The sequence below is a fragment of the Bradyrhizobium sp. NBAIM01 genome (genome assembly GCF_020194115.1).
Classification (GTDB): Bacteria; Pseudomonadota; Alphaproteobacteria; order Rhizobiales; family Xanthobacteraceae; genus Bradyrhizobium; species Bradyrhizobium yuanmingense.
Map to the genome: position 1 here is coordinate 366,262 of NZ_JADYVU010000005.1, position 26,902 is coordinate 393,163.

At 63.8% G+C, this 26,902-nt stretch carries 27 protein-coding genes; 16 read left to right on the forward strand and 11 right to left on the reverse strand.

The window, feature by feature from the left end; genetic code table 11:
• Nucleotides 1-98: 98 nt before the first annotated feature.
• Entirely contained in the window at nucleotides 99-914 is an 816-nt protein-coding gene (gene pdxY / locus I6F31_RS19600) for a pyridoxal kinase (RefSeq protein ID WP_225141737.1), read from the forward strand.
• A gap of 4 nt (nucleotides 915-918) precedes the next feature.
• Here pdxY and I6F31_RS19605 read toward each other — a convergent pair whose 3' ends face one another.
• Complete coding sequence (locus I6F31_RS19605; RefSeq protein WP_225141739.1) at nucleotides 919-2,250, reverse strand: hypothetical protein; 1,332 nt, start codon at nucleotides 2,248-2,250, stop codon at nucleotides 919-921.
• Between the two features lie 241 nt (nucleotides 2,251-2,491).
• On the opposite strand from I6F31_RS19605, the gene I6F31_RS19610 reads away from it, so the two are divergent.
• Both I6F31_RS19610 and I6F31_RS19615 read left to right on the forward strand, forming a co-directional pair.
• Nucleotides 2,492-2,695, forward strand: coding sequence for a hypothetical protein (locus I6F31_RS19610; RefSeq protein ID WP_036022847.1), 204 nt, complete (start codon nucleotides 2,492-2,494; stop codon nucleotides 2,693-2,695).
• A gap of 171 nt (nucleotides 2,696-2,866) precedes the next feature.
• Nucleotides 2,867-3,118 (forward strand): hypothetical protein, encoded by a 252-nt coding sequence (locus I6F31_RS19615; RefSeq protein WP_036022848.1) that lies wholly within the window; start codon nucleotides 2,867-2,869, stop codon nucleotides 3,116-3,118.
• Here the strand turns inward: I6F31_RS19615 and I6F31_RS19620 are convergent.
• The gene (locus I6F31_RS19620) at nucleotides 3,115-3,675 is read right to left on the reverse strand and encodes an Ada metal-binding domain-containing protein (RefSeq protein WP_074447944.1); all 561 of its coding nucleotides are present in this window, start codon (nucleotides 3,673-3,675) and stop codon (nucleotides 3,115-3,117) included. The two genes, I6F31_RS19615 and I6F31_RS19620, sit on opposite strands and share 4 nt — an antisense overlap.
• 129 nt (nucleotides 3,676-3,804) lie before the next feature.
• Here I6F31_RS19620 and I6F31_RS19625 point away from each other — a divergent pair, with 129 nt between their 5' ends.
• Both I6F31_RS19625 and I6F31_RS19630 read left to right on the forward strand, forming a co-directional pair.
• Nucleotides 3,805-4,221: a nuclear transport factor 2 family protein gene (locus I6F31_RS19625; RefSeq protein ID WP_225185967.1), complete on the forward strand. Its 417-nt coding sequence runs from the start codon at nucleotides 3,805-3,807 to the stop codon at nucleotides 4,219-4,221.
• Between the two features lie 84 nt (nucleotides 4,222-4,305).
• On the forward strand, nucleotides 4,306-5,220 hold the full coding sequence (locus tag I6F31_RS19630; RefSeq protein WP_225185968.1) for a DMT family transporter: 915 nt from the start codon (nucleotides 4,306-4,308) through the stop codon (nucleotides 5,218-5,220).
• Nucleotides 5,221-5,226: 6 nt separating this feature from the next.
• Here the strand turns inward: I6F31_RS19630 and I6F31_RS19635 are convergent, their stop codons facing one another.
• On the reverse strand, nucleotides 5,227-5,577 hold the full coding sequence (locus I6F31_RS19635; protein ID WP_225133099.1) for a zinc ribbon domain-containing protein YjdM: 351 nt from the start codon (nucleotides 5,575-5,577) through the stop codon (nucleotides 5,227-5,229).
• Between the two features lie 233 nt (nucleotides 5,578-5,810).
• Between I6F31_RS19635 and I6F31_RS19640 the strand changes: the two genes are divergently transcribed.
• The 7 genes from I6F31_RS19640 (at nucleotide 5,811) to I6F31_RS19670 (ending at nucleotide 10,700) form a co-directional block, all read left to right on the forward strand.
• Nucleotides 5,811-6,263: a pyridoxamine 5'-phosphate oxidase family protein gene (locus tag I6F31_RS19640; RefSeq protein ID WP_225185969.1), complete on the forward strand. Its 453-nt coding sequence runs from the start codon at nucleotides 5,811-5,813 to the stop codon at nucleotides 6,261-6,263.
• Between the two features lie 93 nt (nucleotides 6,264-6,356).
• A complete protein-coding gene (locus I6F31_RS19645; RefSeq protein WP_036000186.1) occupies nucleotides 6,357-6,716 on the forward strand; it encodes a cytochrome c in 360 nt (119 codons plus the stop codon).
• Between the two features lie 236 nt (nucleotides 6,717-6,952).
• Nucleotides 6,953-7,357 (forward strand): VOC family protein, encoded by a 405-nt coding sequence (locus I6F31_RS19650; RefSeq protein WP_225173401.1) that lies wholly within the window; start codon nucleotides 6,953-6,955, stop codon nucleotides 7,355-7,357.
• Between the two features lie 97 nt (nucleotides 7,358-7,454).
• The gene (locus tag I6F31_RS19655) at nucleotides 7,455-8,102 is read left to right on the forward strand and encodes a cell envelope biogenesis protein TolA (protein WP_225185970.1); all 648 of its coding nucleotides are present in this window, start codon (nucleotides 7,455-7,457) and stop codon (nucleotides 8,100-8,102) included.
• Nucleotides 8,103-8,363: 261 nt separating this feature from the next.
• Entirely contained in the window at nucleotides 8,364-8,645 is a 282-nt protein-coding gene (locus tag I6F31_RS19660) for a hypothetical protein (protein ID WP_109143935.1), read from the forward strand.
• A 222-nt stretch (nucleotides 8,646-8,867) separates the two neighbouring features.
• On the forward strand, nucleotides 8,868-9,908 hold the full coding sequence (locus I6F31_RS19665) for an acyl-CoA desaturase (RefSeq protein WP_225185971.1): 1,041 nt from the start codon (nucleotides 8,868-8,870) through the stop codon (nucleotides 9,906-9,908).
• Nucleotides 9,909-10,196: 288 nt separating this feature from the next.
• A complete protein-coding gene (locus I6F31_RS19670) occupies nucleotides 10,197-10,700 on the forward strand; it encodes a hypothetical protein (protein WP_225185972.1) in 504 nt (167 codons plus the stop codon).
• A 36-nt stretch (nucleotides 10,701-10,736) separates the two neighbouring features.
• Here I6F31_RS19670 and I6F31_RS19675 read toward each other — a convergent pair whose 3' ends face one another.
• On the reverse strand, nucleotides 10,737-11,750 hold the full coding sequence (locus tag I6F31_RS19675) for a hypothetical protein (RefSeq protein WP_225185973.1): 1,014 nt from the start codon (nucleotides 11,748-11,750) through the stop codon (nucleotides 10,737-10,739).
• A gap of 298 nt (nucleotides 11,751-12,048) precedes the next feature.
• Here I6F31_RS19675 and I6F31_RS19680 point away from each other — a divergent pair, with 298 nt between their 5' ends.
• Nucleotides 12,049-12,351, forward strand: a complete 303-nt coding sequence (locus I6F31_RS19680; RefSeq protein ID WP_225113958.1) for a hypothetical protein — start codon at nucleotides 12,049-12,051, stop codon at nucleotides 12,349-12,351.
• Between the two features lie 190 nt (nucleotides 12,352-12,541).
• Here I6F31_RS19680 and I6F31_RS19685 read toward each other — a convergent pair whose 3' ends face one another.
• Nucleotides 12,542-13,198, reverse strand: coding sequence for a phasin family protein (locus I6F31_RS19685; RefSeq protein WP_225185974.1), 657 nt, complete (start codon nucleotides 13,196-13,198; stop codon nucleotides 12,542-12,544).
• Nucleotides 13,199-13,383: 185 nt separating this feature from the next.
• Here I6F31_RS19685 and I6F31_RS19690 point away from each other — a divergent pair, with 185 nt between their 5' ends.
• Nucleotides 13,384-13,650 (forward strand): DUF2312 domain-containing protein, encoded by a 267-nt coding sequence (locus I6F31_RS19690; RefSeq protein ID WP_025575662.1) that lies wholly within the window; start codon nucleotides 13,384-13,386, stop codon nucleotides 13,648-13,650.
• A 190-nt stretch (nucleotides 13,651-13,840) separates the two neighbouring features.
• On the opposite strand, the gene I6F31_RS19695 is transcribed toward I6F31_RS19690, so the two are convergent.
• From I6F31_RS19695 to I6F31_RS19705, 3 genes are all read right to left on the reverse strand, one after another.
• Entirely contained in the window at nucleotides 13,841-14,356 is a 516-nt protein-coding gene (locus I6F31_RS19695; RefSeq protein ID WP_225146716.1) for a ParB N-terminal domain-containing protein, read from the reverse strand.
• A 290-nt stretch (nucleotides 14,357-14,646) separates the two neighbouring features.
• Entirely contained in the window at nucleotides 14,647-15,372 is a 726-nt protein-coding gene (locus I6F31_RS19700; RefSeq protein WP_225146717.1) for a hypothetical protein, read from the reverse strand.
• Between the two features lie 87 nt (nucleotides 15,373-15,459).
• On the reverse strand, nucleotides 15,460-19,230 hold the full coding sequence (locus tag I6F31_RS19705) for a vitamin B12-dependent ribonucleotide reductase (protein ID WP_225185975.1): 3,771 nt from the start codon (nucleotides 19,228-19,230) through the stop codon (nucleotides 15,460-15,462).
• A 768-nt stretch (nucleotides 19,231-19,998) separates the two neighbouring features.
• On the opposite strand from I6F31_RS19705, the gene I6F31_RS19710 reads away from it, so the two are divergent.
• Nucleotides 19,999-20,898, forward strand: a complete 900-nt coding sequence (locus I6F31_RS19710; RefSeq protein WP_225185976.1) for a DMT family transporter — start codon at nucleotides 19,999-20,001, stop codon at nucleotides 20,896-20,898.
• A gap of 19 nt (nucleotides 20,899-20,917) precedes the next feature.
• On the opposite strand, the gene I6F31_RS19715 is transcribed toward I6F31_RS19710, so the two are convergent.
• The 3 genes from I6F31_RS19715 to I6F31_RS19725 all read right to left on the reverse strand — a co-directional run bounded on the left by I6F31_RS19715 (nucleotide 20,918) and on the right by I6F31_RS19725 (nucleotide 25,172).
• Nucleotides 20,918-22,717: an adenylate/guanylate cyclase domain-containing protein gene (locus I6F31_RS19715; RefSeq protein ID WP_225185977.1), complete on the reverse strand. Its 1,800-nt coding sequence runs from the start codon at nucleotides 22,715-22,717 to the stop codon at nucleotides 20,918-20,920.
• A gap of 8 nt (nucleotides 22,718-22,725) precedes the next feature.
• Nucleotides 22,726-23,697 (reverse strand): ABC transporter substrate-binding protein, encoded by a 972-nt coding sequence (locus tag I6F31_RS19720; RefSeq protein WP_225146720.1) that lies wholly within the window; start codon nucleotides 23,695-23,697, stop codon nucleotides 22,726-22,728.
• Between the two features lie 584 nt (nucleotides 23,698-24,281).
• On the reverse strand, nucleotides 24,282-25,172 hold the full coding sequence (locus I6F31_RS19725) for a LysR substrate-binding domain-containing protein (protein ID WP_225155998.1): 891 nt from the start codon (nucleotides 25,170-25,172) through the stop codon (nucleotides 24,282-24,284).
• An 81-nt stretch (nucleotides 25,173-25,253) separates the two neighbouring features.
• Between I6F31_RS19725 and mdcA the strand changes: the two genes are divergently transcribed.
• The gene (gene mdcA, locus I6F31_RS19730) at nucleotides 25,254-26,900 is read left to right on the forward strand and encodes a malonate decarboxylase subunit alpha (protein WP_225185978.1); all 1,647 of its coding nucleotides are present in this window, start codon (nucleotides 25,254-25,256) and stop codon (nucleotides 26,898-26,900) included.
• Nucleotides 26,901-26,902: the final 2 nt, after the last annotated feature.

The window sequence follows — 26,902 nt, forward strand, 5'->3', positions numbered from 1 at the left end:
TGGCTGACGTGCGACCGCAAATATCACGCGGGAATGACGAGTCCGCGACAGGACGCAGCGCTTGCGTCGCCCGAAGTTTGACTCTACGGACCTCTTTCATGCTCGTCATCTCCATCCAGAGCCAGGTGGTCCACGGCCATGTCGGCAACAGCGCGGCCGCCTATGCCATGCAGGCGGAGGGCGTGAACGTCGCTGCGGTGCCGACGACGCTGCTGTCCAACCATCCGCGCTATCCGAGCCTGCGCGGACGGGTGCTGGAGACCGAGCTCGTCGCCGATCTCCTGAGGGGAGTCGAGGAGCGCGGCCTGGTCGACGAGGCCGCGGTGGTCGTCACCGGCTATCTCGGCTCGCCCGGCAATGCCGCCGTCATCGCCGATTTCGTCGAGCGGGCGTGCACGCGCAATGGGAAGCTCGTCTATCTCTGCGATCCCGTGATCGGTGACGACGGCCGCGTCTATGTCGCGGACGGCATCCTTGACGTGCTCCGCCACCGGCTGCTGCCGACGGCGAACCTGACGACGCCGAACCAGTTCGAGCTCGAGCTGCTCTCTGGGGTCGCAATTGCCGACGCCGAGAGCCTCAGCGCGGCCTGCGCGGTGCTGGCTGGGGCAGGCACCGACGTCGTCGCCACCGGCTGCACCCTCGCTGACACGGCGGCGGGCCAGGTGGAGACGATCCTGTGCACTGATGGGCGATTGTCGCGCTTTGCGACGCCGCGCCTGCCGATCCGTCCCTACGGCACCGGCGATCTCCTCACCGGGCTGATCGCGGCGCATCTGGCCAAGGGCGAAGCAATGGAGTTGGCGGTACGGCGCGCGGTCGACACGGTCTTTGCCGTGCTGGTGCGCACGCAGGCCGCCGGCTCGGCCGAGATGCGGCTGGTGCCGCTGCCGACGGCAGAGCGCAAGCCGTAAACCGTCAGGTCGCGCGCTTGCCGGCCGATTGCGCCGACTTCTGCGGCTTGGCCGCCGGGCCCTTCTGCTCGCGCGCGACGTCGGCCTTCGGCGGCTTGGCGCTCGCAAGGCCCTGTGTCTTCTTCGGCTTAACGCCGGCAACGTCCTTGCGGTCGGAGGTGCCGCGCTTCGAGATATATTCCTGGCCGTCGATCGGGCCGACATGGGGCGGATCGCGGCCGAGATAGGGTCGGCCGATGCCGTACGCCTTGCCGTTGGCATCGACCCACTTCCACAGGATTTCGGTCGAGACCCAGCGCTGCGCCCTGTTGCTGCCTTGCGTGCTGACGATGTCTGCCGCCATGCCGTGACCGTAGCCGCCGCGCGTGCTGCCGCCGTGATAGGAGCGGTTGGAGGCGGCCTTCAGGCCGCTCGCGATCGACTGGCGATAGTCGTCGCGGAACGCGCTGGTGATGCCCGGCGACAGGCCGGCGGCTTCGGCCGCGAGCATCATGCGGAACAGCTTCTGCTTGAAGCTCTTGTCCATGCCGCCGATGACGTAGTCCATCATCGACATGCCGGCGCGCTCGGCCGCATGCGGATCCTTCCAGGTGAAGTCCTGATCGACCAGCTTGGTGAAGCTGCGCATCACCGTGACGGTCTTGCCCTTGCGCTTGATGGTGACTGCGCGCCGCTCCTGCACCTTCATCGTGTCTTCCTTGGCGGTGCGCTGATAGAGCGCCCAGAGGTAGCGGTCGATGCAGGCCTCCATGACGAAGCATTCGTCGAGCACGGCGATGTTGTCGGCAGGCGGTGACGCCTTGCGCGCAGGCGCAACGGGGTCGCTCGCGATCGCCGCGGCCGACAATGTGTCCGTCGTCACGATCTCGGTGGGATCGGTGGATGCGAGCTTGACGGGCTCCGCCACAGGGGCGGGGGCAACCTCGCTGACGACGGGCTCCGGTTCAGGCAAGATCGGCGGCGCGGGCACGGCTTCCACCGGCAGGATCAGCGCCGGGTCGGCCGAGGCAAGCTTGATGGTGGAGGCGGGCTCTTCCGGCGTTGCCTCTGCCGGCGCGGGAGGGTCGGGCAGCGCAGTGACGGTGGCTGCGATGTCGGCGGTCAAGGCGAAGCGGTCCTCAAGGGTCGCAGCGCGCGGCACGTCGGCGAGGTCGATGCGGCCGAGATCCTTGGCATGATCCTTGGCACGATCCTTGGCGCGCGAGATGGCGGCCGCATTGGCGGCGCTGTTTTCGATGAGCGCAGGCGCATAAGCGGAGAGAGACAATGCCAGCCAGCCGGCGAGAACGGCCGAGGGACACGACACCGCCACCAGAAGAGACCGCCGATCGTTCATGATCCCTGCCTCCAAACGGTCTGCTCGAACAATCTTGCCCGAACAGTGATGATGCAAACAGTCTGACGAAACAGTCGCACGGAAAGGCACGCAGCACGTCGATTGTTCGGGCCACGGTGTGGCGGCGCAATGGCGCAAATCGGGGAGTGCGGGCTTTTCGGGGCAACTGTGGCCGAGGTGCAACGCCCGGTTCCATTTGACGTTGCCGCAACTTTGTTGCGGCTGGTGCGTTGGAGGCGCCATGACGCATCCCTCGCTTCGTCCCATGGACGCCTTCGACCCCTCCGAGCCCGCCATCCTGCACGATCGTCTCTCCGACACGATCATCACCTGGACCGCCGACCAGGCCGAGGACTACCGCCGCGCCAGCCGGCCCGGCGCGGATGGAACCGTGGCCTGGAAGACCTATCTCTTCGACGGCTGGGGCAACGTGCTTGGTGGCTGAGCGGCTCCTCTGGAGGCGCCGCGTCGCAGCCGGCGTGATTCGCCCAAATCCCTGGACGCATTAGGCATAACGTCATGCATTGCATGCGATGTTGCAATGCGGCGGTGTATGTCGCACTGCAGCAAAATGCGCCTAAATAGGCTCCGACTCTCAAACCTCGGAGCATCACCAATGAACAAGAAGACCTTGTCGATCGCCGCCTTCCTGACGATCGCGGGCGGTACCGCGGCTTTCGCCGCCGAGCTGCCGACCTATGAGGCCAACGGATTTCCGGTTTCCCCGCTGCAGGTGCACGTGCTCGGTGCCGCACATGTCGAGCAGCAGGTCGCAGCGCCAAGCGCAATCGCCTCGGTCCACCAGGCGAAGGTGCTCAGCCCGCGCAAGGTGAAGACCGCGAACGTGATCACTGGCGCGGGCCGCTAAGCTCGCCGCGCGCGCAGGCTTGACGGCGAGCGGCCGTAGAGTTCGGCGAAGGCGGCGTTGAACCTGCGCAGGCTGCCGAACCCGGCCTGGAATGCGATAGCGGTCATGCTGTCATCGCCGGCATCGAGCAGGCGCTTGGCGCGCTGGACACGCAGTGTCTTGGCGAGCTGCTGCGGCGTAGCGCCGACATGGCGCTCGAACAGGCGCGCCAGGTGACGCGACGAGATGCCGAGCCGCGTCGCGAGATCGACCACCGAGCCTTCATCCAGCGCGCCGTCATCGATGAGCCTCATGGCCCGGGCCACCGTGGAGCGCGTGCCGTTCCAGGCCGGGCAGAAAGGAGCGGTCTCGGGACGGCAGCGCAGGCAGGGCCGGAAGCCGGCGGCCTCGGCAGCCGCAGCCGTCGGATAATAGACCACATTGCGCGCCAGCGGCTGCTTGGCCGGACAGACCGGCCGGCAATAGATGCCCGTGGTCTTCACCGCCGTGAAGAAGCGGCCGTCATAGCGGGGATCGCGGCGCAGGCGCGCGGCGTTGCAGACATCAAAGCTCAGCATGATCGCATGGTAGCGCATGAGGTCGGCGGCGGAAGGGCTGCCGGATGACCGAGTCTGATTGTGGCGAGCCGCGGCTCGCACCGCGGCCTAGAAGGCGGTTCTGATCGCAACACGGCCGGAGACCCCATCGTGACCAGCCCGAGAGACGTCGTACTGAACGCCTGGAAGACCTTTTCGTCACGCGATCCCGAGCGCATCGCGGCACTCTTCACCGACGACGCCGAATGGATCGCCCCGAAGGGCAATGCCACCGCCATCGCGCTCGACCACACCGATCACATGAAGGGGCCGCACCAGATCGCGCGCTTCATCGCGCAGGAGATGCACCGATTGTTTTCGGACATCGATCTCGCCTTCCGCGGCGTCTATGTCGACGGCGATGTCGTGATCGTGGAGGAGCGGATGCGCGCCACGCTGCCCGGCGGCAAGCCGTACGAGAACGAGTATTGCTTCGTGTTCGAGGTGGTGGGTGACCGGATCAGGCAAGTGCGGGAATACATGGATACGCGCAAGGGATGGCGGATGGTCTTCGATGAGGGGCTGTAACACGCGTAGTCGGCTCGCCCTCGCGTGACAGCCCTGCAGCCGCGTGGGTTGAGCGGCTCAGCGCGCCGACTTATCGAGTGATCCATGGATCAGCGGACGAGCGGCGCCGACGCTCAGAAGAAGGATACCGCGCCGGCACTGCTCGGCGTGGTCTGCGGCCTTGCCGCAGCGCTGTTCTGGGCGCTCGGCTTTGCCGCCACGCGGCACGGCCTCAAGGCCGGCTTCACGCCGGTCGATCTGCTGGTGCATCGCTATGTCTGGTCGGGGATCGCATTCCTGCCCCTGGTGTTGCGCGCCGGACTCTCCGATCTCTGCGGCATCGGCTGGGGCAGGGGGCTCGTGCTGATGGTGCTCGGCGGTCCCGTGATGTCGCTGATCTCGTACATCGGCTTCCTGTTCGTCCCGCTCGGCCATGGCAGCGTGATCCAGCCCTCTTGCGCCACGCTCGGCGGCCTCCTGCTCGCCGCGGTCGTGCTGAAGGAGCGGATCTCCGCCTCGCGCCTGACCGGCGCGCTCGTCATCGTCGGAGGCCTCGGCGTGATCGGCGCGGAATCGATCGGCCACATCGGCGCTGACGGCATTCAGGGCGATCTCATCTTCGTGCTCGCCGGATTCATGTTCGCCGGCTTCGGCGCGATGCTGCGCCGATGGCGCGTCTCGGCCGTGTCGGCTGCGCTCGTGATCAACATGCTGTCGCTGCTGCTGGTGCCGGTCCACGTCGCCACGGTGGGTCTCGCCCACATTGCGTCGATCGGCATGACCGAGAACGCCATCCAGGCGCTGGCGCAGGGCGTGCTTGCCGGCCCCGCCGCGCTCTATCTCTACGCCGTCTCGGTCCAGCGTCTCGGCGTCGCCCGCGCCGCGGTGTTTCCGGCCTGCGTGCCCGCGCTGACGCTGCTCACCGGCTGGCTGCTGCTCGGCGAGCCGCCCACGATGCTGCAGACGGCAGGCCTCGTGACGGTGCTGTGCGGGTTCTACCTGGCGCAGCGGCAAAGCTAGCGGACCTCACGCCTTCTTCACGAACTCCGACTTCAGATTCATCGCGCCGATGCCGTCGATCTTGCAGGCGATGTTGTGGCCGTCGCTGGCGTCCTGCAGGCGGATATTGCGCACCTTGGTGCCGCCCTTGACGACCGAGGACGAGCCCTTGATCTTGAGATCCTTGATCACGATGACGCTGTCGCCGTCGGCGAGCACATTGCCGTTGGCATCGCGCACGCCCGCATCCTGCGCCGCGTCCGCGACCGCCTCCGCCGCGCCGCTCCATTCATGGCCGCATTCCGGGCAGACCCAGAGATCGCGGTCCTGATAGGCGTGCTCGGAATTGCAGGTCGGGCATTTCATCGTGTCGGTCATGACGGGTCTTGTCTCGCGCGTTCGTTCGCGGCGCGACCGTAGAGGCGGGAACCGGGAAAGCAAGCAAAAGCTGCGCACGGCGCGGGCTGGCCGCGCCTGCCGGTGCGATATCACCGGGCGATGCTTGCCGACGCTTTCAATGAGGCAACATCGCCGCCGCGCGTTGAGCTGCATCAACGGCACTGCGCGCAAGGGGCGTACCGTGTCTTCAGGAATGACCGCCGGAGGCAGCGATGGACGACACACTCAGACGAAAAATCCAGACCTTGCTGGACCAGCACCGCACGATGCGGATCGCGACGCTTCGCGCCGATGGCTGGCCGCAAGTGACGACCGTCGGCTATGCCAACGAAGGTTTCACCATCTACTTTCTCTGCGGCCCCGACAGCCAGAAGGCGCAGAACATCTCGCGGGACGAACGCGTGTCGCTGGCGATCGACGACGATCCCGCGCAAGTGATGGAGATCACCGGCCTGTCCATGGCGGCGCGGGCGGTGGCCGTGACCGATCCAGCTGAGGCCGAGAAGGCGATCACACTGGTGATGGCGCGCTATCCCGAGCAGAAGGCGATCGGCCTGCCCATGCCGAAGCCGTCCGAGGTGCGGCTGATCCGTCTCACGCCGACGGTGATCTCGCTGCTCGATTATTCCAGGGGATTCGGCCACACCGATCTCGTCACGTGCTGAGGACGCGAGCTGCGAGCTGGCTTGACGCAGATCAAGCTGGCGTCGTGGTGCACATCTAAGCTGCTCCACGATTCAATGCCGTGAGGTCGGGCGATGTCGCACAATGTTCGAATCTCCATCGGCATCGCCGTCCTGATCGCGCTGTCGGTGCTGTTCCTGTTCAGCCTCGTCCACACTGCTGCCGGGGCGCCGAGGCCCGGCTCGCGCGCGGTCGCCGCAGGTCATCGCCTGGCGCAGGCGTGGTGCCAGTCGTGTCACGCGATCGAGCCGCACATGGCCGGCTTCTTCCAGGAGGCACCGAGCTTCCAATCCATCGCCGACCGCAACGGCACCACCGCGCTCTCGCTCAAGGTGTTCTGGCGGACCAGTCACCAGACCATGCCGAATCTCGTGATCTCGCCGGAGCAGGCCGAGGTGCTATCGGCCTATATCCTGAGCCTGAAGCGCAATTGAGGGCCGGCTCAAGCAAGTGTTGCGAAAACAACCCCATGCACAGTAGCCATCCCCATGGAATTGCTCGGGGTTTTTCCGGACTTCGGCAAAATCGAACAGGATTTGACCCGTCGGGCAAAACAATGGCATGATGCCATCGTGGAACGCGGTCGGGGGCGTCGGGTGCGGCACCATCCCGGATTACGCTTGCGCTCCGTCCGGGCTACGCTCGCGCCTCAACTTGCGACGAGCCGCTCATGAGCTTCCTCCTCAACATCGATGTTCCCGACGTGGCGAAAGCCACGACGTTCTACACCGAAGCCTTTGGCCTCTCGGTCGGCCGCCGCTTCGGCGCCGACTTCGTCGAGCTCAACGGCTGGCCCGCACCGGTGTATCTCTTGACCAAGCAGGCCGGCACCATCGGCGCCGGCGGCGACCGCCGCCGCTATGAGCGGCACTGGACGCCGATGCATATCGACGTCGTCGTCGACGATGTCGATGCCGCCGTCGCGCGTGCCCTCGCTGCGGGTGCGATCATGGAAGTGCCGGCGAGCGATGCGCCCTATGGGCGGATCGCGATGCTGGCCGATCCGTTCGGGCACGGTTTTTGTCTGTTGGCGTTCAGCGCGCAAGGGTATGACGCGTTGCTTGAAGGTGCGTAGCCTAATCCGGGGCCGAGCGTGCTGAGCCACCCGGATTGCGCTTTGCTCCATCCGGGCTACGATCGCCTGCGGAAGGCTGCGCCGACATCGGAGCGACATGGCAAAGAAGCTGAAGACGTACCAGACCTCGCTCGGCTTCTACGATCAGGCGATCGCCGCGCCCTCGATGAAGGCGGCGCTTGCTGCCTGGGGCGCCAGCTCCAATCTGTTCCATCAGGGTGTCGCCAGGGAGACCGATGACCCTGATGTCGTCGCTGCAACCATGGCGAAGCCGGGCGTGGTGCTGAGGCGCCCGGTCGGCTCGGACGGCCCGTTCACCGAGAGCGCGGAGCTGCCGACCGATCTCGGCGAGGGCGAGAGCAAGAGCAAGACTAAGAGCAAGACCAGGTCCAGGAGCAAGGCGACGTCAAAGACGCGTCCCGCCAAGACGGCCCGGAATGCATCCCGCGAGATCGACGATGCGGCCGCGCGCAAGGCCGCCGCGGCATTCGAGAAGGAGGAGCGACGCCGCGAGGCAGCGCGTGCCAAGGAGGAGGCCGCTCGCGCCAAGGAGCGTGCGCGGCGCGACAAGGCGGTTGCCGCGGCGGAAGCAGCGCTCGACAAGGCAACACGCGAGCACGAAGCGAAGGCCGGGGCGATCGAAGCCGAGCGGGCCGCGCTCGAGGCGCGCGCCGAAGCGGAGCAGGAGCGCTGGGACAAGCAGAGGCACAAGCTGGATCAGGCGCTGCGCCGCGCGCGCGAGTGAGGAGCAGGTGCCGACGTCCGGGGAGATTTGTTGTTCAACCAGACCGCACTTGCGTCATACTCGCCGTCATTGCGAGCGGAGCGAAGCAATCCAGGCTCCCTCCGCGGAAGGACTCTGGATTGCTTCGTCGCAAGTGCTCCTCGCAATGACGGGGAGAGGTCGGAGCGCCAAAGCGCACAGCGCTTATGTCCGCACCTCGCGCGAAATTTGCTTGCCTCGCCTGGCATCCTTTTGCACTCTTGAAGCGAAGGAGACCAACGCATGACCAAGATGACTGCCGCCTGCGCGCTCGGAACCGCCCTGGTGCTGAGCGGCCTTGCAACCTCGGACGCCGAAGCCCGGACGCGGAGAGCCGTCGTCGTTCGCGCGCCGCAAGAGCGGCTCGTCATCACGGCGCCGGTGCTGAGGCCGACGCCTTGGGATTACAACATCGTGCCACGCTATCGTTACCGCCCCGAGCACGACCGGGTCGATCCCTACGGCCCGCCCTTGGTGCCGTCCTATGTGCGCTATGAGGGATGGCGCTGGCCGTATTGGTGGTGAAGGCACCGACCGACGCCAAAACTGATCGGCGCATGCGCTCGGTGAGCTGAGCAGAGGCACGACGTGCATCTGCTCGTCATGATCGCCACTCTCTATCGCAGAGAAGCGAAAGCGGCGGGGCTGCGCCGCCCGTGCTCCTACGGCCGCTCGGGTCCTTGCCTCTGATAACCTGGGGTTGTACGCTGCACTGCAGAATAGTGCAGTGTAAATGGATCGGCTGAAATGAGCGTGGTTGAGAGCGTGGCATCCGAGCAGCTTGCGGAGCCGAAGATGCCTCCGGGCGTGCTGACCGAAGGTCCGCTGGTCGACGCCAAGTTTCGCGATTCCTACATCTCCTTCGCGATCATGGTCGGCGGCTCGATCGCCGCGCTGGTCTGGGCGTTCTGGCAGGGCATCGGCTGGGTCGAGGTCTCGGTGTTCGCCGGCACGTTCATCATGTCCACGATCGGCATCGGCTTCATGCATCGCTACTTCGTGCACCGCAGCTTCCGCTGCGGTCCGGTGATGCGGACGATCTTCGCCGCGCTCGCGACCATGGCGGTGCAGGGCTCGATCTTGAAATGGGTGAGCAACCACCGGCGGCACCATCTGCACTCCGACCGGCCCGGCGACGTGCACAGCCCCTATTACGACGGCGGCGGCAATCCCTACGCCAGCTTCGCCAAGGGCATGACGCATGCGCAAGGCGGCTGGGTGTGGGACCGCGAGACCACCGATGCCAGCTACTACGCCAAGGACATCCTGGCCGACCCGATCGCGATGTTCTTCACCAGGACGCGCTGGTACTGGTATGCGCTCTCGGCGCTGATCATTCCGGGCGCCATCGGCTATGCCTTCGGCGGCGCGCGCACGATGATCGGCTGCATCCTGTTCGCCGGCCTGTTCCGCAGCTACCTCATGACCATGGCGACCTCGCTAGTGAACTCGGTCTGCCACAGCGACGGCCGCTGGGGCTACCGCCGCTTCGAGACCCATGACGGCACCACTAACGAGCTGGTGACCACGCTGCTCACCTTTGGCGAAGGGCTGCACAACAACCATCACCGCTTTCCGCGCGACGCCTACATCTCGCACGCCTGGTACGAGGTGGACATCAACGGGTTGATCATCCTGGGGCTGGGGAAGCTCGGGCTGGTGCATGATATTTTCGCGGCGGGCGGTGCCGGCCGCCAACGTGCGGCGGATGCAGGGCCGGGCGAGCCTGCGCCAGCCGCCGTCGGGAATGCCTTCGAGGGCGACGACCTTCGCGCCCCCGGAACATAATCGTGCCCGCCAATGGCGGGCGCGATGCGGATTTCCGCTGCGCAGGCGGTTCGCCGGACGTTGAGGTTGACGACAGTGCCGGTCGAACTCGTTGTCAGGTTCGCGCGTTCGAACAGGTGCACGGAAAAATTGAAGTTTGATGGCTCGCCGTCTCTGCGTGCAGAGTTGGCGATTGGGTAAAAGTGGCAAAGTGGAGACTGTCAAGAATACATAGAGGTAGAACGGCATTTATCCCCGTAATAAACCCAATGCTGCTTGGGGTTTTCAGCGCGTATTGGGAGGACAGTCATGGCAAGTGTCGAACAATTGCACAGACGGGACGGAGTGAACTTGGTCCAACTCGAAGCGGACATCACTTCGATCCGGTCGGGAAACTCCATTACTTCAGTTAATCTGCCTGATTACGTGGAGCACACCGCGGGCGTGTCGCGCGTCGGTGCGCTCAGTGCAGAAGCGGTCATTCGCGACTATGAGTCCGCTGCAAAAGAGATCGAGGCCATGGGCACCGAGTTGATCGATGCCGCGCAAAAATGCGAGGCGCTGACGGCCCAGGTTCATGATGCGATCGCCTTCATGCGAGAAACGGCGGCAAGCTATCGTGAAGAGGGACGCAAGATCTTCAAGCGTATCGAAGAATGCGCGCTGTTCACCGAAGACGTTCGCAAGACCTGCGAACAGGTCAAACGCAGAATGGCTGAAGTCTCGGTCGGCCCTTCCGATGAGGAGCTTGCGCCGCAAGAGCCCGAGCTGACGGGGATCGCGGCCAAGGTGACGATGAGCGAGATACGCTGAGGCGCACGCAGGGTCGGGCGTCAAATCCTTGCGGGATCACCAATCGGGATCGCCGTAATAATAAGGGTCGGCCATATAGCGCGGCGGCATCCAGCCGCCTCGCGGCGGCGGCCTCGTCCGCCGTGGCGCGGCGTCTGGTAGGTGCGCCCGGGCACGCGCAGCCGTGTCATTGTTGACCACGCTGCGCGCGACGGGCTTCGCAGGTGCAGAGGCGGATGACGCCGATGACGCGCTCAGTTGCGTTTGCAGCGCCTGGACCTGCGCGGCGAGGCTCGCATTGTCCGCCGCATCCTTCTCCTGCGCGGCCTTGAGCTGCTCGATGGTGGCGGCCTGTTCGCGCAGGGTCTGCTCGCTGCGGCTCTTCAGCTGCTCGAGCTTGCCGCTGATGTTCGCAAGCTCGCTGGTGATGGCCTTGAGCGATTGCGCGAGCTCGGACGATGACGGCTCGGCGGCAGTGGCGGCAGGCTTTGGCGCGCTTTCCGCATCCTTAGGCCCCGGCGGCGCAGGCACCGGGCTCGGCTCATCCGCGGCCGCCAGCAGCACGGTTGCCGGCTGCGCCGGACTTTCCGCCGCGGACGCTTGCGGGGGCGCGCTCGCGGGTGGAGCCCATCGCGCCATGATGGACTTGCCGATCGATGTCGCCTCGTCGCTGTATTGCGATGCGACGGCGGCGCCGAGAAGGCCGATCGCCATCACGAGAATGGCCAAAGCCCGCATCATGGCCCTGTCTCCCCTCAGGCCCTGATTGCGTGGCTTGGTGTTTAGAGACTTGGCATCGGGCGCCGCCGCCTTGCTTGTGGATGTGGCGGCTGCCGTCGCGGCGGCGCTTGCGTGGAAGGTCCGCGGGGCTTCGCTGCTCCGTTCCATTCCGGAAACCAGCCGGTCCAGCCGCGCGAGGTCTTCCTCTGCGCTCTTGATCCGGTCGTAGGCCCGCGCCAGCCCACCCTCGGCGCGCGCCTCGTCCGGCTTGGACGCATCAGGCTTGGCGGTATCAGGCTTGGCGTTATCGGTCTTGCCGGTATCAGGCTTGGGGTCGTTCGTGTCAGGCATCGATGCGCTCTCCATCCGGTCGGGCGTCAATGGGAGGCAGTCCGATCAAGGATAGGTCTCGCTGCTATCAGACACAACGCGTGTGCAAAGGAGAAATTATGACGGGCGAGGGAGCGGGCGGCGTGAGCGCGTAGGATGGGTTGTCGCCGCGACTGCGCAAAGCGCATTTCGTAGGGTAGTCGAGCGGATCGAAGCGATCCCAGGGGCGTCCAGCCCCGCGGCGCCATGAGCGTTCGCTGACGGGAACGGGCGCTAGTCCATTCCGTTTCCTTTGAGGGGTTTGTCAGAGGAGGACAACATGAAAGCAATGATCATCGCGCTTTCGGCTGCCGTTGTCATGGCTACAGCCCCAGCCGTGTTTGCTCAGGGCGTATCGAGCAAGACGCCGGGTCATGAGATGCAGCAAATGGGTTCCAAGAAGGGCGAGCCGGGCGCTTCCAGCTACGCTCCGGGACACAAGAAGAAGCAGCACGCGAAGTCCTCGAAGAGAACCAGCCCCGGCGCGTCGAGCTACGCTCCAGGACGGACTACAGGGCAAACCACAGGTCAAACCACAGGCGCGGGCACCGGGTCGACCACCGGCACGAAGTCAGGGTACTGAACTTCAGGCGGTCCTCAGGCGCCTAGGGTGGGTTAGCTCCGCGACGGCGCAAAGCGCAGGTCGCGTAGCATAACCCACCTCATTCATCTCGGCGCGCGGAGAGGTGGTGGGTTACGCCGGCGGACCGCGCTTCGCGCAACCGCCAGCTAATCCACCTTGCGTCCCGCGGCGCCGCAATGTGCACCCGTCGTCAGTGACGTATCGTGCGGATTTCGAGCGTGGTCTGGGTGAGCCTGGCCACGAACCCCTCAAGATGCATGACCCTTTCTCTGGTCAATTGTTCATGCAGCTCGGTGATCTTCTGGGATTCGGCGACAAACGAGTCGCACGCCTCTTTCGCGTACGCCATCTGAAGCTCGAAGGCCTCAATGGGTGAACGCGCCATAGCGAGCTTTCCAAGGAAACTCCAGGCTTGCTCAAGCGAGGTCCTGATGTAGCCGCTATAGGCGTCGGCAATCGCCTGCGTACTAGCCTCCAAGGGTTCGACCGGTGCGACGGGTGGGCTTGCAGCGAGCTCCATCCCGGAAGCCTCGTTCGGCAAGGCTGCAGCCGAAGGTATCTCCGCACTGATCGGTCGGCTCGGCTCTTGCTCGGTCTTTTCCTCGGTCTCTTGCCTGTTCTCCGTCGAGGCATCCGGCAATTGATGCGCTGCACTTGCGCGTTGCTCGCCGGCCCCGGTCCGATGTCCCGATTTCTTCTTGCCGCCGCGCCGGCCGGATTTTCCCCTTGGCTTGTTGTCCACCGCACTCAACATTGCAAATGGCTCCTGAATATCGATGAAGCCGCGAGCCTCCGTCGCGTTTGCGCTGAAATCGCGATTGTGGGCTGTCGCTTGCGTGGCGGCCATGTGGTGAGATTCTGCCGCTGCATCGTCTATGCATCCGGCAAGAAGTCGCCGATCCAGATAGCTGCGGGGTGGTCGCCGGTCCCGGGTATCGCTGCGGCGCGATGGCATCGGGTGCCGCAACTCGGTTAACACATTGGTCATTTCTTTGCGGGCATTTTCACGACCTCAGTCAGCGAGGAGGCACCATGTCCGACATCACCATTCCCGGCGGCAAGATCCGTTCCTTCGTCGAGCGGATCGAGAACCTCGACAGCGAAATGCAGGAGTTGAGCGAACAGAAGAAGGAAGTCTTCGCGGAAGCCAAGGGCGAAGGTTTTGACGTGAAGATCCTCAAGGAGATCATCAAGCTGCGCAAGGAAGACAAGAACGAGCGCGACGAACGCGAAAGCCTGCTCGACCTCTACATGCGCGCGATGGAGACGGCTTCGCCGGAGCAGGCGAAGGCGGCGTGATCGATGAGGGAGAGATGGCCGCGATCCCTGGGATTGCGGCCGTCATGCGGTGGCAACAGCCCTAAGTAAAGCACCGTCATTCCGGGGCGCGCGAAGCGCGAACCCGGAATCCATCGCGCCACCTGTCATGCCGCCCGATGGATTCCGGGCTCGCGCCCAAGGGCGCGCCCCGGAACGACGGCGTCGGTCATCAATAGCGACCGCCGCTGCCCTTCTGCTGCGTGATCCAGTCCGACAATGATTTCGGTTTGGATTTCGCCATCCGGCCCGGTGATGCCTTCGGATTGTCGCGCACGCCTTTCGCCGAATTGCTGCGCGGTGCGTGCGTGGCGCTGACGCTTCTCAACGCCGCCATCGATGCCTCCGCCGCTTCCTTCTCGAGGCGCAACTGCTTCAATCGCGCCATCTTGATGCGCTCTGCCTCGACTTCGGGTCGCTCGGCGAGCTGCGGCTTGTGCTGAGCAAGCTCGGCCGTAACAAGGACACCCAGAATGGTCTGCTCGCCGAGCGCCTTGCAGGCCTCTAACCGATGCAGTCCCTCAACCAGAACGAGGCGGTCTCCGTCGCGCTGAACGGAAATGGGGGCCTGTTGTCCGATCTCCAGAATACTTTCCGCAATCTCCGCGACGGTCTCGGGCTTGATCGCTTTCCTCTGCTTCGTGGGAACGAAGATCTTCTCGATCGGGAAGCTTTCCGGTTTGGGCATAAGTTGACTCCGTTTCTGTCGGGCCCGTCGGAACCCATGCCGGTGGGATTAGGAGTTTAGGAGGGAAGAGGGCGACCGCAAGGGCAATTTCGGCGGTGGGGTTATTGATGAGCATCGAAGCCGGAACCGAGATGCGATCACGGAGGGCACTCAATCCGGAGCGCACGTGAAAGTCAGCGGAGGTCAGCTGATAGCGGAGGACCCTATTGGCGAAACGATAGGGATATATTCCACTATGAGCGAAACAGCAGCTCGTAGGATAGGCTGCAGTTGACGGCCTGAGTGGGCCGTCAACCAGCGGCCTTGTTCATATTCCAGAGTCTATCCTGAACGTTTTTTTCGAGTGAGATCATTATGTCTTTTGCTTCGGCAAGTGCGTCGACAGCCTTGCGAAGACGGGGACGAATCTCTTCCCGTTCATTGAGTTCGTATTCGATAAGTGCATCGTAGGTTAGCTTATCAAGTTGGACGAACTGAGACTTGATCGGTTCAGGGACGAATATGCCGTTCCTACGAAAATAAACGTGAAACTCGCGGCAGGCCTCTCTGGCTTCGGCAACTTTGTGCCAGGTGAGGGCCTTTCGATAATAATCAGTTTTCTTTTCTGTAAGACGAATTTCTTCCTTTTGCCATTTGGCCATAAAGCTGTCCTGGAGAAATTCGTCGAGCTGAGAGTCGCTAGTTCGATCAAGATCCGGATACTGCTGGAAAGCAGACGTGATAGCTGTAACTACCCCGTGGGAAGTAATGAGCTTGCCCCACGCTTCCGGGATCACATCAAATTCTTTCTGATGGAGTTTTACGGTACGGTCCATGAGCGCGTTGATCCTGTAACGCAGCTCTTCCAGTTCCTTCTCTTGAGCGTGCTTAAATGCCGCCAATCGTTCCTCGAACTTGGCGTTCATCCATTTTTCGCCGAAGAAGCGAAGCAACCCGTAGGCAACAACGGCAACCCCACCGCCGGCTCCTAAAACTAGGCCGACGAACGACAGGAGTGATCTTGCCGTATCCTCCATTGTTGCCTCTATGTCTCGCGAGAAGCAACGAGCCGCCCACGCGAGCGGCTCGTGCGTTGATAGACGCTACATCATCTTCGATGGCGGCTAGCTGCACCCCGTCGTGCTGCCGCAAGTATCGCACTTCATGCATGTCCCATTCCGCACCAGCGTGAAGTTGCCGCACTCCGAGCACATCTCGCCCTCGTAGCCCTTGGCCTTCGCTTCTGCGCGCCGCTCGGCCTTGGTGGGGGCCGCGGTCGCGGCGGTGCCGGCCTTGCTCCACTGGAGCTGCTCGAGCTTCTCCGTGGGCGACAGATCGTGCTGGGCTTCCTGCTTCAGGGCGACGGCGCCTTCGATGGCGTCGCCGACGCGGGCGCTAGCGCCGTGGGCGGCCAGCGCCGTGACCCGGCTGCCGCCTGAGGGCGCGCTGTCGTTGCCTTGGCTGACCGCGGCCGAGCCGCCGCGCATCACGACCAGGTTGTCCGTGCGCGAGCGGGTAAGGCCGCGCGACACCAGCTTGGTGGCGTGCTGGCCGCCGTCCTCGTCCGGCTCCTTGCCTTCCTCGACGCCCTTGCCGAGCGCGTCAAAGCCCGTCTCGTTGGGATCGACGTGGGCGAGGTCGAAGCGGCTGAGATAGCTCACCGCGAGCTCGCGGAAGACGTAGTCGAGGATCGAGGTCGCGTACTTGATCGAGTCGTTGCCCTGCACGGGGCCCGCCGGCTCGAAGCGGGTGAAGGTGAAGGCGTCGACATATTCGTCGAGCGGCACGCCGTATTGCAGGCCGAGCGACACCGCGATGGCGAAGTTGTTGATGAAGGAGCGCAGCGCCGCGCCTTCCTTGTGCATGTCGATGAAGATCTCGCCGAGACGGCCGTCATCGTATTCGCCGGTGCGCAGATACACCTTATGTCCGCCGACGACCGCCTTCTGGGTGTAGCCCTTGCGGCGATCGGGCATCTTCTCGCGCTCGCGCATCACGACGATGCGCTCGACCAGCTTCTCGACGACCTTTTCGGCCACATGCGTGGCGCGCGCCGCCATCGGCTTTTCATGCAGCAGCTCGACCGCATCATCCTCGTCCTCATCGTCGCTGATGAGCTGCGAGTTGAGCGGCTGGCTGAGCTTGGAGCCGTCGCGATAGAGCGCGTTGGCCTTCAGTGCCAGTTTCCACGACAGCATGTAGGCGGACTTGCAGTCCTCCACCGTGGCGTCGTTCGGCATGTTGATGGTCTTGGAGATCGCACCCGAGATGAAGGGCTGCGCCGCCGCCATCATGCGGATGTGGCTCTCGACCGACAGGTAACGCTTGCCGATCTTGCCGCAGGGATTGGCGCAGTCGAACACCGGATAGTGCTCGGCCTTGAGGTGCGGGGCACCTTCCACCGTCATCGCGCCGCAGATGTGGACGTTGGCCGCCTCGATCTCGCGCTTGGTGAAGCCGACGGCCTGGAGCAGGTCGAAGCCGGGGGCTGCAATGGCTTCCGCACCGATGCCGAGCTGGTCGCGGATGAAATCCTCGCCAAAGGTCCACTTGTTGAAGGCGAACTTGATGTCGAAGGCGGTCGGCAGGGCCTTCTCGACCTTGGCGATGGCTTCATCGGTAAAACCCTTGGCCTTCAGCGTGGTGACGTTGATGCCGGGGGCGTTCGCCAGCGAGCCGTGGCCGACGGCGTAGGCCTCGATCTCGGCGATCTCGCTCTCGCGATAGCCGAGCGCGCGCAGCGCGGCCGGCACGGCGCGGTTGATGATCTTGAAGTAGCCGCCGCCGGCGAGCTTCTTGAACTTCACCAGCGCGAAGTCGGGCTCGATGCCGGTGGTGTCGCAATCCATGACGAGGCCGATCGTGCCGGTCGGCGCGATCACCGTGGTCTGGGCATTGCGATAGCCGTGCTTCTCGCCGAGCTCGAGCGCCGCGTCCCAGGCCGCCTGGGCATGGCCGACGAGGTCGGCTTGCGGGCAGGAGACGAGGTCGAGCGGCACCGGGTTGACGCTGAGCGCTTCATAGCCGTTGGACTGGCCATGCGCGGCGCGGCGGTGGTTGCGGATCACGCGCAGCATGTGCGCGGCGTTCTTCTTGTAGCCGGGGAAGGTGCCCAGTTCAGCAGCGATCTCGGCCGAGGTTTTGTAGGTGATGCCGGTCATGACTGCAGTGAGGGCGCCGCAGAGCGCGCGGCCTTCCTTGCTGTCATAGGGCAGGCCCATGGTCATCAGCAGGCCGCCGATATTGGCGTAGCCGAGGCCGAGCGTGCGGAACTCGTAGGAGAGCTCGGCGATCGCCTTCGACGGGAACTGCGCCATCATCACGGAGATTTCCAGCACGATGGTCCAGAGCCGGCAGAGGTGCTCATAGCCCTCGACGTCGAAGCGCTTGGTGTCGGTGTTGTAGAACGTCAGCAGGTTCGCCGAGGCGAGGTTGCACGCCGTGTCGTCCAGGAACATGTATTCCGAGCACGGATTGGACGCGCGGATGTCGCCGGACGCCTTGCAGGTGTGCCAGTCGTTCATCGTGGTGTTGAAGTGCAGGCCCGGGTCGGCCGAGGCCCAGGCGGCGTAGCCGATCTTCTCCCAGAGGTCGCGCGCCTTCAGAGTCTTCGTCACCTTCTTCGAGGTGCGGGCGTTGAGATTCCAATCGCCGTCGGTCTCGACCGCGCGCAGGAAGTCGTCCTTCAGCGAGACCGAGTTGTTGGAGTTCTGGCCTGAAACGGTGAGATAGGCTTCGCTATCCCAGTCGGTGTCGTAGGTGTCGAACTGGATGTCCTTGTAGCCTTGCTTGGCGAACTGGATGACGCGCTTGATGTAATTGTCGGGCACCAGGCTGCGGCGCGCGAGCTTGATCTCGCGGCGCAGGGCAGGGTTCTTCTCGGGGTCGAAGCAATCGTCGCCCGAGCCTTCGCAGTTGACGCAGGCCTTCAGCACGGCCTTCAAGTGCTTCTGGTTGATCTTGGAGCCCGTGACGAGGGCGGCGACCTTTTGCTCCTCCTTCACCTTCCAGTCGATATAGGTCTCGATGTCGGGGTGATCGACGTCGACGACGACCATCTTGGCCGCGCGGCGCGTGGTGCCGCCCGACTTGATCGCGCCGGCGGCGCGGTCGCCGATCTTGAGGAAGCTCATCAGGCCCGAGGAGCGGCCGCCGCCGGAGAGCTTTTCGCCCTCGCCGCGCAGGCGCGAGAAGTTGGAGCCGGTGCCGGAGCCGTACTTGAACAGGCGGGCTTCGCGGACCCAGAGGTCCATGATGCCGCCCTCGTTGACGAGGTCGTCGCCCACGCCCTGGATGAAGCAGGCATGCGGCTGCGGATGCTCGTACGCCGACTTGGACTTGGTCAGCTTGCCCGTGAAGGGGTCGACGTAATAATGGCCCTGGCCGGGGCCGTCGATGCCATAGGCCCAGTGCAGGCCGGTGTTGAACCATTGCGGCGAGTTCGGCGCGACCATCTGCATGGCGAGCATGTAGCGGAGCTCGTCATAGAAGGCCTGGGCGTCGTCATCGCTGGTGAAATAGCCGCCCTTCCAGCCCCAATAGGTCCAGCAGCCGGCGAGGCGGTCGAACACCTGCTTGGCCGAGAGCTCGCTGACATAGCGCTCCTTCTCGGGCAGCGCATTGAGCGCGTCGGTGTCGGGCACGGAGCGCCACAGGAAGGAGGGGACGGATTCCTCCTCTATCCTCTTCAGGCGCGCGGCAACGCCGGCCTTGCGGAAATATTTCTGGGCCAGCACGTCAGAGGCGACCTGCGACCACTCGCTCGGCACCTCGACGTTATCCAGCTTGAACACGACCGAGCCGTCGGGATTGCGAATCTCCGACGTGGTCAGGCGGAATTCGATTCCCGCATAAGGTGACTGTCCCGCAGTGGTGTGGCGCCGCTCAATCCGCATGGTCTTGCCCCGTCCTTTTCTTTGACCGGTCCCGCCCCTCGTTGAGGGCGTGCCGGGTCGTCATTGCATCTCGCGTTGCCTTCGGCCGTTCGGCCTCGGGGCACCGCAGTTCAGCCGGTGGATCCGGCCCTGTTTTTTCCCGGCGCGAGCTCGATGCGTCGCATCGATCGTCCCGCCGGCATGTCCACACCCATCCGCCCCCAAGGGGATGGGCGCGACATGCGTTCAACGCCCCACAACGTCACTTCGTCATCGATGCCATCCGAGCCTGTTGCCGGCCCGTTCTGGCGCCCCGAAGAGCCTGCATTCCGAGGGCAGACAAGCCCTCATCCGCAGCCTTTGGCCGGCTGGCGGAGCTGAAATTTGCGAGACCCTTTGGGGGAGTGCCGGCGGGACGCAAACTCACTCGCGCCGAACGGACCGAAAGCTAGGACTCTCCGTTGCGCCCGTCAAGAACTAGTGCGAGTTCCTGAATCAAATACTAAATATGGTGGATTGCGGGGGATAACAGGGGTCTTCGCCGCGCCTGTCGTGGACCCAAGTATCAGTGAGTCCTCAGGGATTCCCAACTGAAAAAATTTGCATGCCGTGATGACGCGGGGCCTTCATCCCGCTGTTCACAGGGCAGGTATATTTTTGAGCAATGGGATTGCGTCAGCAGGACTCACGTAGCCCTACGGACGGTGAGGGCAGGCATGCCCGCCAAAGCGGTGGTGGGACCCGCGAATCCGGGCCAAGGTGACCGCCCGATTTGCCGGACTAGCCGACATGCTTGATTCGACGACGCCGGGCGTGCGGCCGCGCATCGCCCCGGCCGGCCTGATGTTCCTTGCGATCACCTCGATCGGCTGGGGCTTCAACTGGCCGGTGACGAAATTCCTACTTGCCGAGCTGCCGCCTCTGACACTGCGCGGGGTCACCGGTGTGCTCGGCGCGCTGCTGCTGGCGCTGCTTGCGGTGATCCGGCGGCAAAGCCTGTACGTGGAGGGCGCGATCTGGCCGCGCCTGCTCACCGCGGCCGCGCTCAACGTCACCGGCTGGATGGTGCTGATGGGGCTGGCACTGCTCTGGCTGCCGGCGAGCGAGGCGGCGCTGATCGCCTATACGATGCCGGTCTGGGCCTCGATCCTCGCCTGGCCGGTCCTGGGCGAGCGGCCGACGGTCTTGCGCACGCTTGGGCTGGTGCTGGCTTTCGCAGGGCTTGCCTCGATCATGGGGGGCAACGGCCTTGCCGCCAGCACGGAAAAGCTGCCGGGCATCATCATGGTGCTGGTCGGTGCGTTCGGCTTTGCCCTCGGCACCGTGCTCTCAAAGAAGTACCCGATTCACCTGCCGCCGCTCGCGGCGGCAGCCTGGCAGATCGGGATCGGCTGCCTGCCGATCTCGATCGTCGGCCTCCTGATCGAGACGACGCATTTGTCGCATGTGACGCCGCTCGGCTGGTGGCTGCTGGTCTATTCGGTCGTCGGGCAGTTCTGCATCGCCTATGTCAGCTGGTTCGCAGCACTGGCGCGCCTGCCGGCCTCGGTCGCCGCGATCGGCACCATGGCGGTGCCGGTGATCGGCGTCGTGGCCTCGGCGGTCGCGCTTGGCGAGCCGCTCGGGGCAGGGCAGATCGCGGGGCTGGTGTTTACGCTGGCCGCGGTGGTGCTGGCGACACGGGGGTAGCCGTCCGGAGGTCGGGGTATCAGTGGTCCTGAGCATCTTTCTCTCGCCTCCGTTGTGCCAAGCCCGGCAGTTTCGACGGAAGGTCAGCAGGTGCGACGGCAAAGACCTCGAGAGCCTGGTCGTAGCCTTTGATGGTCCGCTGTCCGAGCGATGCCATCGGGACGCTATCCCTTACCCTTCCAGCGATCGTGGGATCAGCCAGGATCTGCGCGTCCTTTGCGAGATTACAGAGCCGCGACGCCAAATTCACCACGGCTCCCATCGCCGTGTAATCCAGCCGGCCGTTGTAACCGACCGTTCCTACCGTTGCCGGTCCCATGGCAACGCCCACACCAAAGCCGATCGCGTGGCCGGCGTCACACCATTTGCCGGCAAGGGACTGAACCGTCATTTGCAGGTCGATCGCGAGGCGGACCGCTTGAGTTGCCGGCTGTTCGCATGCGATCGGGGCATTGACCAGCAGCATGACTCCGTCGCCATCAAAGCCGATGAGCGTTGCCTCGTGACGAGTCGTCACGGCGCCGACGGCCTCGTAGTACTCTCGCATGACGGCCATGATGACATCGGGTTCATTGCGCGTGGAGAACGCCGTGAAGCCGCGCAAGTCGCCAAAAATGACAGCCACTTCGCGTCGCTGCCCTTCGAGCAGTTCATGAGAATGCTCGACCAATTCGGCGACCTGTGATGGCAGGAACTGCTTCAGCCGTTCGATCCGCGCAGATTTCTGCTGCGAGATCGCCAGTTCAGAAGCCATTTCATTGAAACGCAACGCCAGCTGCTGCAACTCGTCACCGCTGAAGATTTTGATGCGATGCTCGAATTGTCCGGTTCTAATCCGCTCCACGCCCTCTTCCAGTTGCTTGATCGGACCGGACATTCTGTGCGCGCGCCAATAGGCGAGCGCCAGCGCGACAAGAACACCAAAGGCAATGAGAATTGACGAGCGCCACAAGGCCGCCCGAATTGATGCAAAGGCTTCCGCGGTTGGCTGCATCGCGATCACCGTCCATCCCACATCGGCGGCCTGAACGGATAGCGCCACCACCGGGTTGCCTCGCTCCCCGGTTATCACCGCCGCTCCGCTCGCCGCGCCAACGAGATGCTTGATCCGGCCAAAACTGCCGGAGCTGGCGCGGCCGCGCAGAACCCGGCTGATATCGGGATGTGCGATCAGATGACCGGAATCATCGACGACAATGGCGTAGCCGGTCTCGCCGATTCTAATGGCTGCGATGACATCCCAGATCAGCTTCAGATTGACCTCGGCGATCGCAACCCCTGCGGCCGGCAGGCTCCCGGCAACCGCGATCCTCATATAGGGCTCTGAATCTTGCTGGTACTGAACCGGTCCGTACCAGACTTTGTTGCCGCGTGCGCCCAGAACAGCGGGATCCGCAGACATATCGATGCCGCGCCCGGTCCTGTTCAGAAGCAGCCTGGAAACAAAGACCCGTTCGGTGCCGGTCTCATCCAGAAGCGAAACCGAAACGATTGCAGGCACCTGCTGGAGGAGACGCAAGGCATCGATCTTATGTTGCGCATCGTCTCCGGCAGACCAGGGAAGCTGCACCATCCAACCCAGCTGATCTCGCATGCCATCGGTGAACGCCTCGATCCTGTCGGACGCCGCGCGAGCATCGGCCTGCAGCACCGCGCTGATCTGGCGACGCTGGTCTCGGTAACCGAAAGAAGCCTCGACGGCCGCGCCGAGTATCAGAGGCACGACCGCAGCGACAAACAACGTCGCGAAGTACTTGCAGAACAGCGAGCGACGCGGAGGCATCGTACACGAAGAGGGCTGCGCAGCACCGTCCTTCATAGCTACTCTCAGGAGATCACCTTGCTGGCGCGAAACAGGATCGACGACACATCCAGCTTGATACCCAGAAGCCTGGCTGTCTTCATATTGATTGCCAGTTCAAACTTCTCGGGACGCATCACCGGAAGATCTGACGGATATTCACCGCGCAGGATGCGATCGGCATAAGTGGCAAGCCGAAAATAGGTCGTGCGCTGGTTTGCGCCGTAACTCAAGAGACCTCCAGCGTCACAATATTCAGACCAGCCAAACATCGAAGGCAGCCGGTGCGCAATTGCAAGCTCCGCAATCTTCGCACGATGCACCAGCGTCACAGCATCGGGAAACACGAGGAGAGCATCCGCGTCCACCTTGCCGGCAGCCTTCAACCCATTCTCGATTTCGCGCGCGCCGCAGAACGGAACGTAGGCTGCCTCTATCCCAAGGTTTCGGCACGACTCCAACGTCGCACGCCATTCCAGCGGCTCTCCCGGATGATCCGTGTTCGAGAGGACCGCCAGTTTTCGCAGCTTTGGATAAATGTCCTTGAGCAGCTCAACGCGCTTTCCTGCCAGCTCGAGCGACAGGAATGTGCTGCCGGTGAAATTGGTGCCGGGGTGAGCAAGGCTCTTCACCACACCCAAAGCGACGGGGTCGCCGCTCAATGCAAACAGCACTGGGATGTCGGTGATTGCAGTCATGCCGCGTGTCGCCGGACCGCTCGAGACCACAAGCTCGACATCCCCTCGCTGCAACTCGGAGACGATCTTGCGCAGTGCCTGCGGATTTCCAGGGGCATAATGCGTCTCGAAGGTTACGGTCTTGCCTTCGACATATCCCAGGGCGCGCATTCCATCGCGAAAGCCGTCCAGGAAGGGATCCGGTTCGGACTCAGTCGAGACCCAGAAGATTCGATGCAGCTTGGCTCCGCCCTGCGCCCGTGCGATCGCAGGCCAGGCCAGTCCTCCACCGATCAACAAGATGAACTCTCTTCTTTTCATGCGAGCACCTGTCGAAGCTGGGCCTTGCAGTTCCGGCCGCAGACCAAGATCCTAGCTGTGCGTCTGATGACTGTTGCGCTCCGCAAGCGGACTGTCGCGCCACCGGCTCCGACATTTGTCCTCGTGAGCATGCTCAGAGACTGGGCTGGCGAGACGATTTGTCCTTGAGATGCGCTTGATTTTTACTTGAGACCGGCCCGGTTAAGACCAAAACGGCCTTACGCGTTGCATCGCGCGGTGTCCGAACACCTCCAGCGCGGATCCGGGCTAGCTATGGCCTCAAAAGGACAGTTGGAACTCACATCCTGAGCCAGTGCCCACGACCTCACAGATTGGGTGACTGCAGCGCCCTCGGCAACTCACGGGCTAGCGCGTGTACTCATACGGGCTAGGGGGTGTACTCATAAAGGCAATGTTCGCTCCTGAGGGACGAGCGGAGATATTCTGATCTGCCAGAGCATCACTGCTTGTGACCCAGAGCCGTCATGAGACCGATGCGCTCAATACCGCCTGACGGATCCTCATCATTGCGAGATGAACCAATCTGTACCCTGGGGTTTGGACCCGCAACGGAACATATGGCGCTAAATCGTCGGGCGCGCTGGCGATTGCCCAAGTGCCAGAAGCGCTGCGGCCAGCGCCGCCGCGGCCTTTTCGGGCCGGGCTTTCTCATAGATTGCGAACTCAAGGTCAGGAAGGCGCGGCAGCCCCTCTTGCAATCCCAGAATGCGCAAACCTGCAATGACCGCGCTCGCGGGAAGCGGCGTGATGGCGAGACCAGCGAGCGCCGCCGCGCGCACACCTGTCAGGCTGGGGCTGGTATAGATGATCTCCCACGTCAGTTCGCTGTCATTTAGCGCGGCGAGCGCTGCCTCACGCGATACTGACCGCTCGCGATAGAGCGCCAGCGGCAGCACCGCGCCCGGAACCAGATCAAACGCGTCGGCGGCGGCCCAGACCATGGGTTCGCGCCAGACCAGGCGCCCACGCGACGTACCGAGCGGACGCTTAGCGAACACGACGTCGAGTCGTCCCTTGTTCAACTGCTCGATCAATTCCGCACTAACGCCGATCTGCACCTCGAGCTTCACGCTCGCGTGCAACATGGCGAAGCGTCCCAGCGCCGATGGCAGCGAGCCGCCGGCGACTTCCTCGACCACTCCAAGACGCACGGCTCCTGACAAACGCGGCGCTGACAGACGATGGCGGGCCGCCTCCTCGAGTTGCAACAGACGACGGGCGTCACCCAGCAGCATCTCTCCATCGTCGGTCAGCGCGACGCTGCGGGTCGTGCGCCGGAACAGCGGACGTTTGGTTTCAAGCTCCAATCGCTTGACCTGCTGGCTGATGGTCGACTGCGTCAGATTGAGCCGTTCGGCGGCGCGGTGGAAGCCGCCGCAATCCGCGACAGCAACAAAGGAACGCAAAAGCTCGAATTCCAGCATGCCGATTGATCCAAATTCATAATCAATCATATTACAAAATATCGTTTCTATAATCAATACTGGTCACCTAACTTCTGCATCGAAGACAGCGTCGGGCGAAGGAGGTTCATCATGCACGCCACATCACGACCGGGAGCGGATCGCTCCGCGAGGCTAGCTCGGGCCGCCACGATCTGCTCTGAAAAGCTCTGCCCTGCCGAGCGCGCGACCGAGTTGCTCGAAGCGATCATCGAGCCGGGCGACCGCGTTGCCATCGAGGGCGACAATCAGAAGCAGGCCGATTTTCTTGCCGCCGCCCTGACGAGCGTGGATCCGGCGCAGATTCACGATCTGCACATGGTGCAGTCGGTGCTGGCGCTGCCCGATCATCTCGCCGTGTTCGAGCGCGGTGTCGCCAATCGGCTCGATTTTGCCTTCGCAGGTCCGCAGAGCCGCAAGCTCGCCGAACTGGTCGGCATCGGCACGGTGAAGATCGGCGCAATCCATACCTATCTCGAGCTCTATGCTCGGATGTTGGTGGACCTGACGCCGCACGTGGCGCTGATCGTCGCCGACAAGGCCGACCGCAACGGCAATCTCTACACCGGTCCCAACACCGAAGACACGCCGACCATCGCCGAAGCCGCGGCCTTTCGCGGCGGCATTGTCGTGGCGCAAGTCAACGAGATCGTTGACCGGTTGCCGCGAGTAGACGTCCCGGGCGACTGGGTCGATTTCGTCATACCGAGCCCAAAGCCTTACGCGATCGAGCCTCTGTTCACGCGCGACCCCGCCAAAGTAAGGGACGAGAACGTGCTGATGGCGATGATGGCGATTGCTGCGGTCTATGAGCCATTTGAGGTCCGGCGGCTCAACCACGGCATCGGTTACGCCACCGCGGCGATCGAGCTGATCCTCCCGACATTTGCCGCCCGGCGTGGCCTGAAGGGCAAGATCGCGAGCCAATTCGTGCTCAATCCGCACCCGACCCTGATCCCGGCGATCGAAGCCGGCTTCGTCGACGGCGTCTATTGCTTCGGCTCCGAGCTCGGTATGGAGCGCTACGTCGCAAAGCACGCCGATATATTCCCGATCGGCGCCGACGGCAGCCTGCGGTCGAACCGGGCACTGGCGCAGGTCGCCGGACAATATGCCTGCGACATGTTTGTTGGCGCCACGCTGCAAATCGACGCGCGAGGCAACAGTTCGACGGCCACCAAAGACCGGATCGCAGGCTTCGGCGGTGCGCCGAACATGGGCGCGGATGCACGCGGTCGTCGCCACGACAGCCCCACCTGGCTTCGCGCCGGTCAGGAAGCAGGCGATCCCTTACGCGGCCGCAAGCTTGTGGTGCAGATGGTGCAGACCCATCAGCCAAACGGCACGCCCAGTTTTGTCGAGCGTCTGGACGCGTTCGATCTGGCCGCCTCCGCCGGCTTCGCATTGCCGCCGGTGATGATCTATGGCGACGACGTGAGCCATGTCATCACCGAGAAGGCCGTGGCGAACCTGTTGCGCTGCCGATCACCGCAAGATCGCGAGGCGGCATTGCGCGCGATCGCCGGCGACACCGAATTTGGCAAGCGCCAATCGCCTGACACAACCGAGAGCCTCCGCCGTCGCGGCATCGTGATGTTTCCGGCAGACCTTGGCATCGACGTCGGCACGGCGACGCGCGATCTGCTCGCCGCCAAGACGATCGATGACCTCGTGGCCGCCTCGAGCGGACTCTACGCGCCACCGGCCAAGTTCCGCCGCGCCGTCACCGCCCAAGCTTGAGG

What these genes read in the sequence shown, in the direction of transcription:
- pdxY (WP_225141737.1), top strand. Translation starts at nt 99, where the DNA reads ATGCTCGTCATCTCCATCCAGAGCCAGGTGGTCCACGGCCATGTCGGC.
- I6F31_RS19605 (WP_225141739.1), bottom strand. Translation starts at nt 2,250, where the DNA reads ATGAACGATCGGCGGTCTCTTCTGGTGGCGGTGTCGTGTCCCTCGGCC.
- I6F31_RS19610 (WP_036022847.1), top strand. Translation starts at nt 2,492, where the DNA reads ATGACGCATCCCTCGCTTCGTCCCATGGACGCCTTCGACCCCTCCGAG.
- I6F31_RS19615 (WP_036022848.1), top strand. Translation starts at nt 2,867, where the DNA reads ATGAACAAGAAGACCTTGTCGATCGCCGCCTTCCTGACGATCGCGGGC.
- I6F31_RS19620 (WP_074447944.1), bottom strand. Translation starts at nt 3,675, where the DNA reads ATGCTGAGCTTTGATGTCTGCAACGCCGCGCGCCTGCGCCGCGATCCC.
- I6F31_RS19630 (WP_225185968.1), top strand. Translation starts at nt 4,306, where the DNA reads ATGGATCAGCGGACGAGCGGCGCCGACGCTCAGAAGAAGGATACCGCG.
- I6F31_RS19635 (WP_225133099.1), bottom strand. Translation starts at nt 5,577, where the DNA reads ATGACCGACACGATGAAATGCCCGACCTGCAATTCCGAGCACGCCTAT.
- I6F31_RS19640 (WP_225185969.1), top strand. Translation starts at nt 5,811, where the DNA reads ATGGACGACACACTCAGACGAAAAATCCAGACCTTGCTGGACCAGCAC.
- I6F31_RS19645 (WP_036000186.1), top strand. Translation starts at nt 6,357, where the DNA reads ATGTCGCACAATGTTCGAATCTCCATCGGCATCGCCGTCCTGATCGCG.
- I6F31_RS19650 (WP_225173401.1), top strand. Translation starts at nt 6,953, where the DNA reads ATGAGCTTCCTCCTCAACATCGATGTTCCCGACGTGGCGAAAGCCACG.
- I6F31_RS19655 (WP_225185970.1), top strand. Translation starts at nt 7,455, where the DNA reads ATGGCAAAGAAGCTGAAGACGTACCAGACCTCGCTCGGCTTCTACGAT.
- I6F31_RS19660 (WP_109143935.1), top strand. Translation starts at nt 8,364, where the DNA reads ATGACCAAGATGACTGCCGCCTGCGCGCTCGGAACCGCCCTGGTGCTG.
- I6F31_RS19665 (WP_225185971.1), top strand. Translation starts at nt 8,868, where the DNA reads ATGAGCGTGGTTGAGAGCGTGGCATCCGAGCAGCTTGCGGAGCCGAAG.
- I6F31_RS19670 (WP_225185972.1), top strand. Translation starts at nt 10,197, where the DNA reads ATGGCAAGTGTCGAACAATTGCACAGACGGGACGGAGTGAACTTGGTC.
- I6F31_RS19675 (WP_225185973.1), bottom strand. Translation starts at nt 11,750, where the DNA reads ATGCCTGACACGAACGACCCCAAGCCTGATACCGGCAAGACCGATAAC.
- I6F31_RS19680 (WP_225113958.1), top strand. Translation starts at nt 12,049, where the DNA reads ATGAAAGCAATGATCATCGCGCTTTCGGCTGCCGTTGTCATGGCTACA.
- I6F31_RS19685 (WP_225185974.1), bottom strand. Translation starts at nt 13,198, where the DNA reads ATGGCCGCCACGCAAGCGACAGCCCACAATCGCGATTTCAGCGCAAAC.
- I6F31_RS19690 (WP_025575662.1), top strand. Translation starts at nt 13,384, where the DNA reads ATGTCCGACATCACCATTCCCGGCGGCAAGATCCGTTCCTTCGTCGAG.
- I6F31_RS19695 (WP_225146716.1), bottom strand. Translation starts at nt 14,356, where the DNA reads ATGCCCAAACCGGAAAGCTTCCCGATCGAGAAGATCTTCGTTCCCACG.
- I6F31_RS19700 (WP_225146717.1), bottom strand. Translation starts at nt 15,372, where the DNA reads ATGGAGGATACGGCAAGATCACTCCTGTCGTTCGTCGGCCTAGTTTTA.
- I6F31_RS19705 (WP_225185975.1), bottom strand. Translation starts at nt 19,230, where the DNA reads ATGCGGATTGAGCGGCGCCACACCACTGCGGGACAGTCACCTTATGCG.
- I6F31_RS19710 (WP_225185976.1), top strand. Translation starts at nt 19,999, where the DNA reads ATGCTTGATTCGACGACGCCGGGCGTGCGGCCGCGCATCGCCCCGGCC.
- I6F31_RS19715 (WP_225185977.1), bottom strand. Translation starts at nt 22,717, where the DNA reads ATGAAGGACGGTGCTGCGCAGCCCTCTTCGTGTACGATGCCTCCGCGT.
- I6F31_RS19720 (WP_225146720.1), bottom strand. Translation starts at nt 23,697, where the DNA reads ATGAAAAGAAGAGAGTTCATCTTGTTGATCGGTGGAGGACTGGCCTGG.
- I6F31_RS19725 (WP_225155998.1), bottom strand. Translation starts at nt 25,172, where the DNA reads ATGATTGATTATGAATTTGGATCAATCGGCATGCTGGAATTCGAGCTT.
- mdcA (WP_225185978.1), top strand. Translation starts at nt 25,254, where the DNA reads ATGCACGCCACATCACGACCGGGAGCGGATCGCTCCGCGAGGCTAGCT.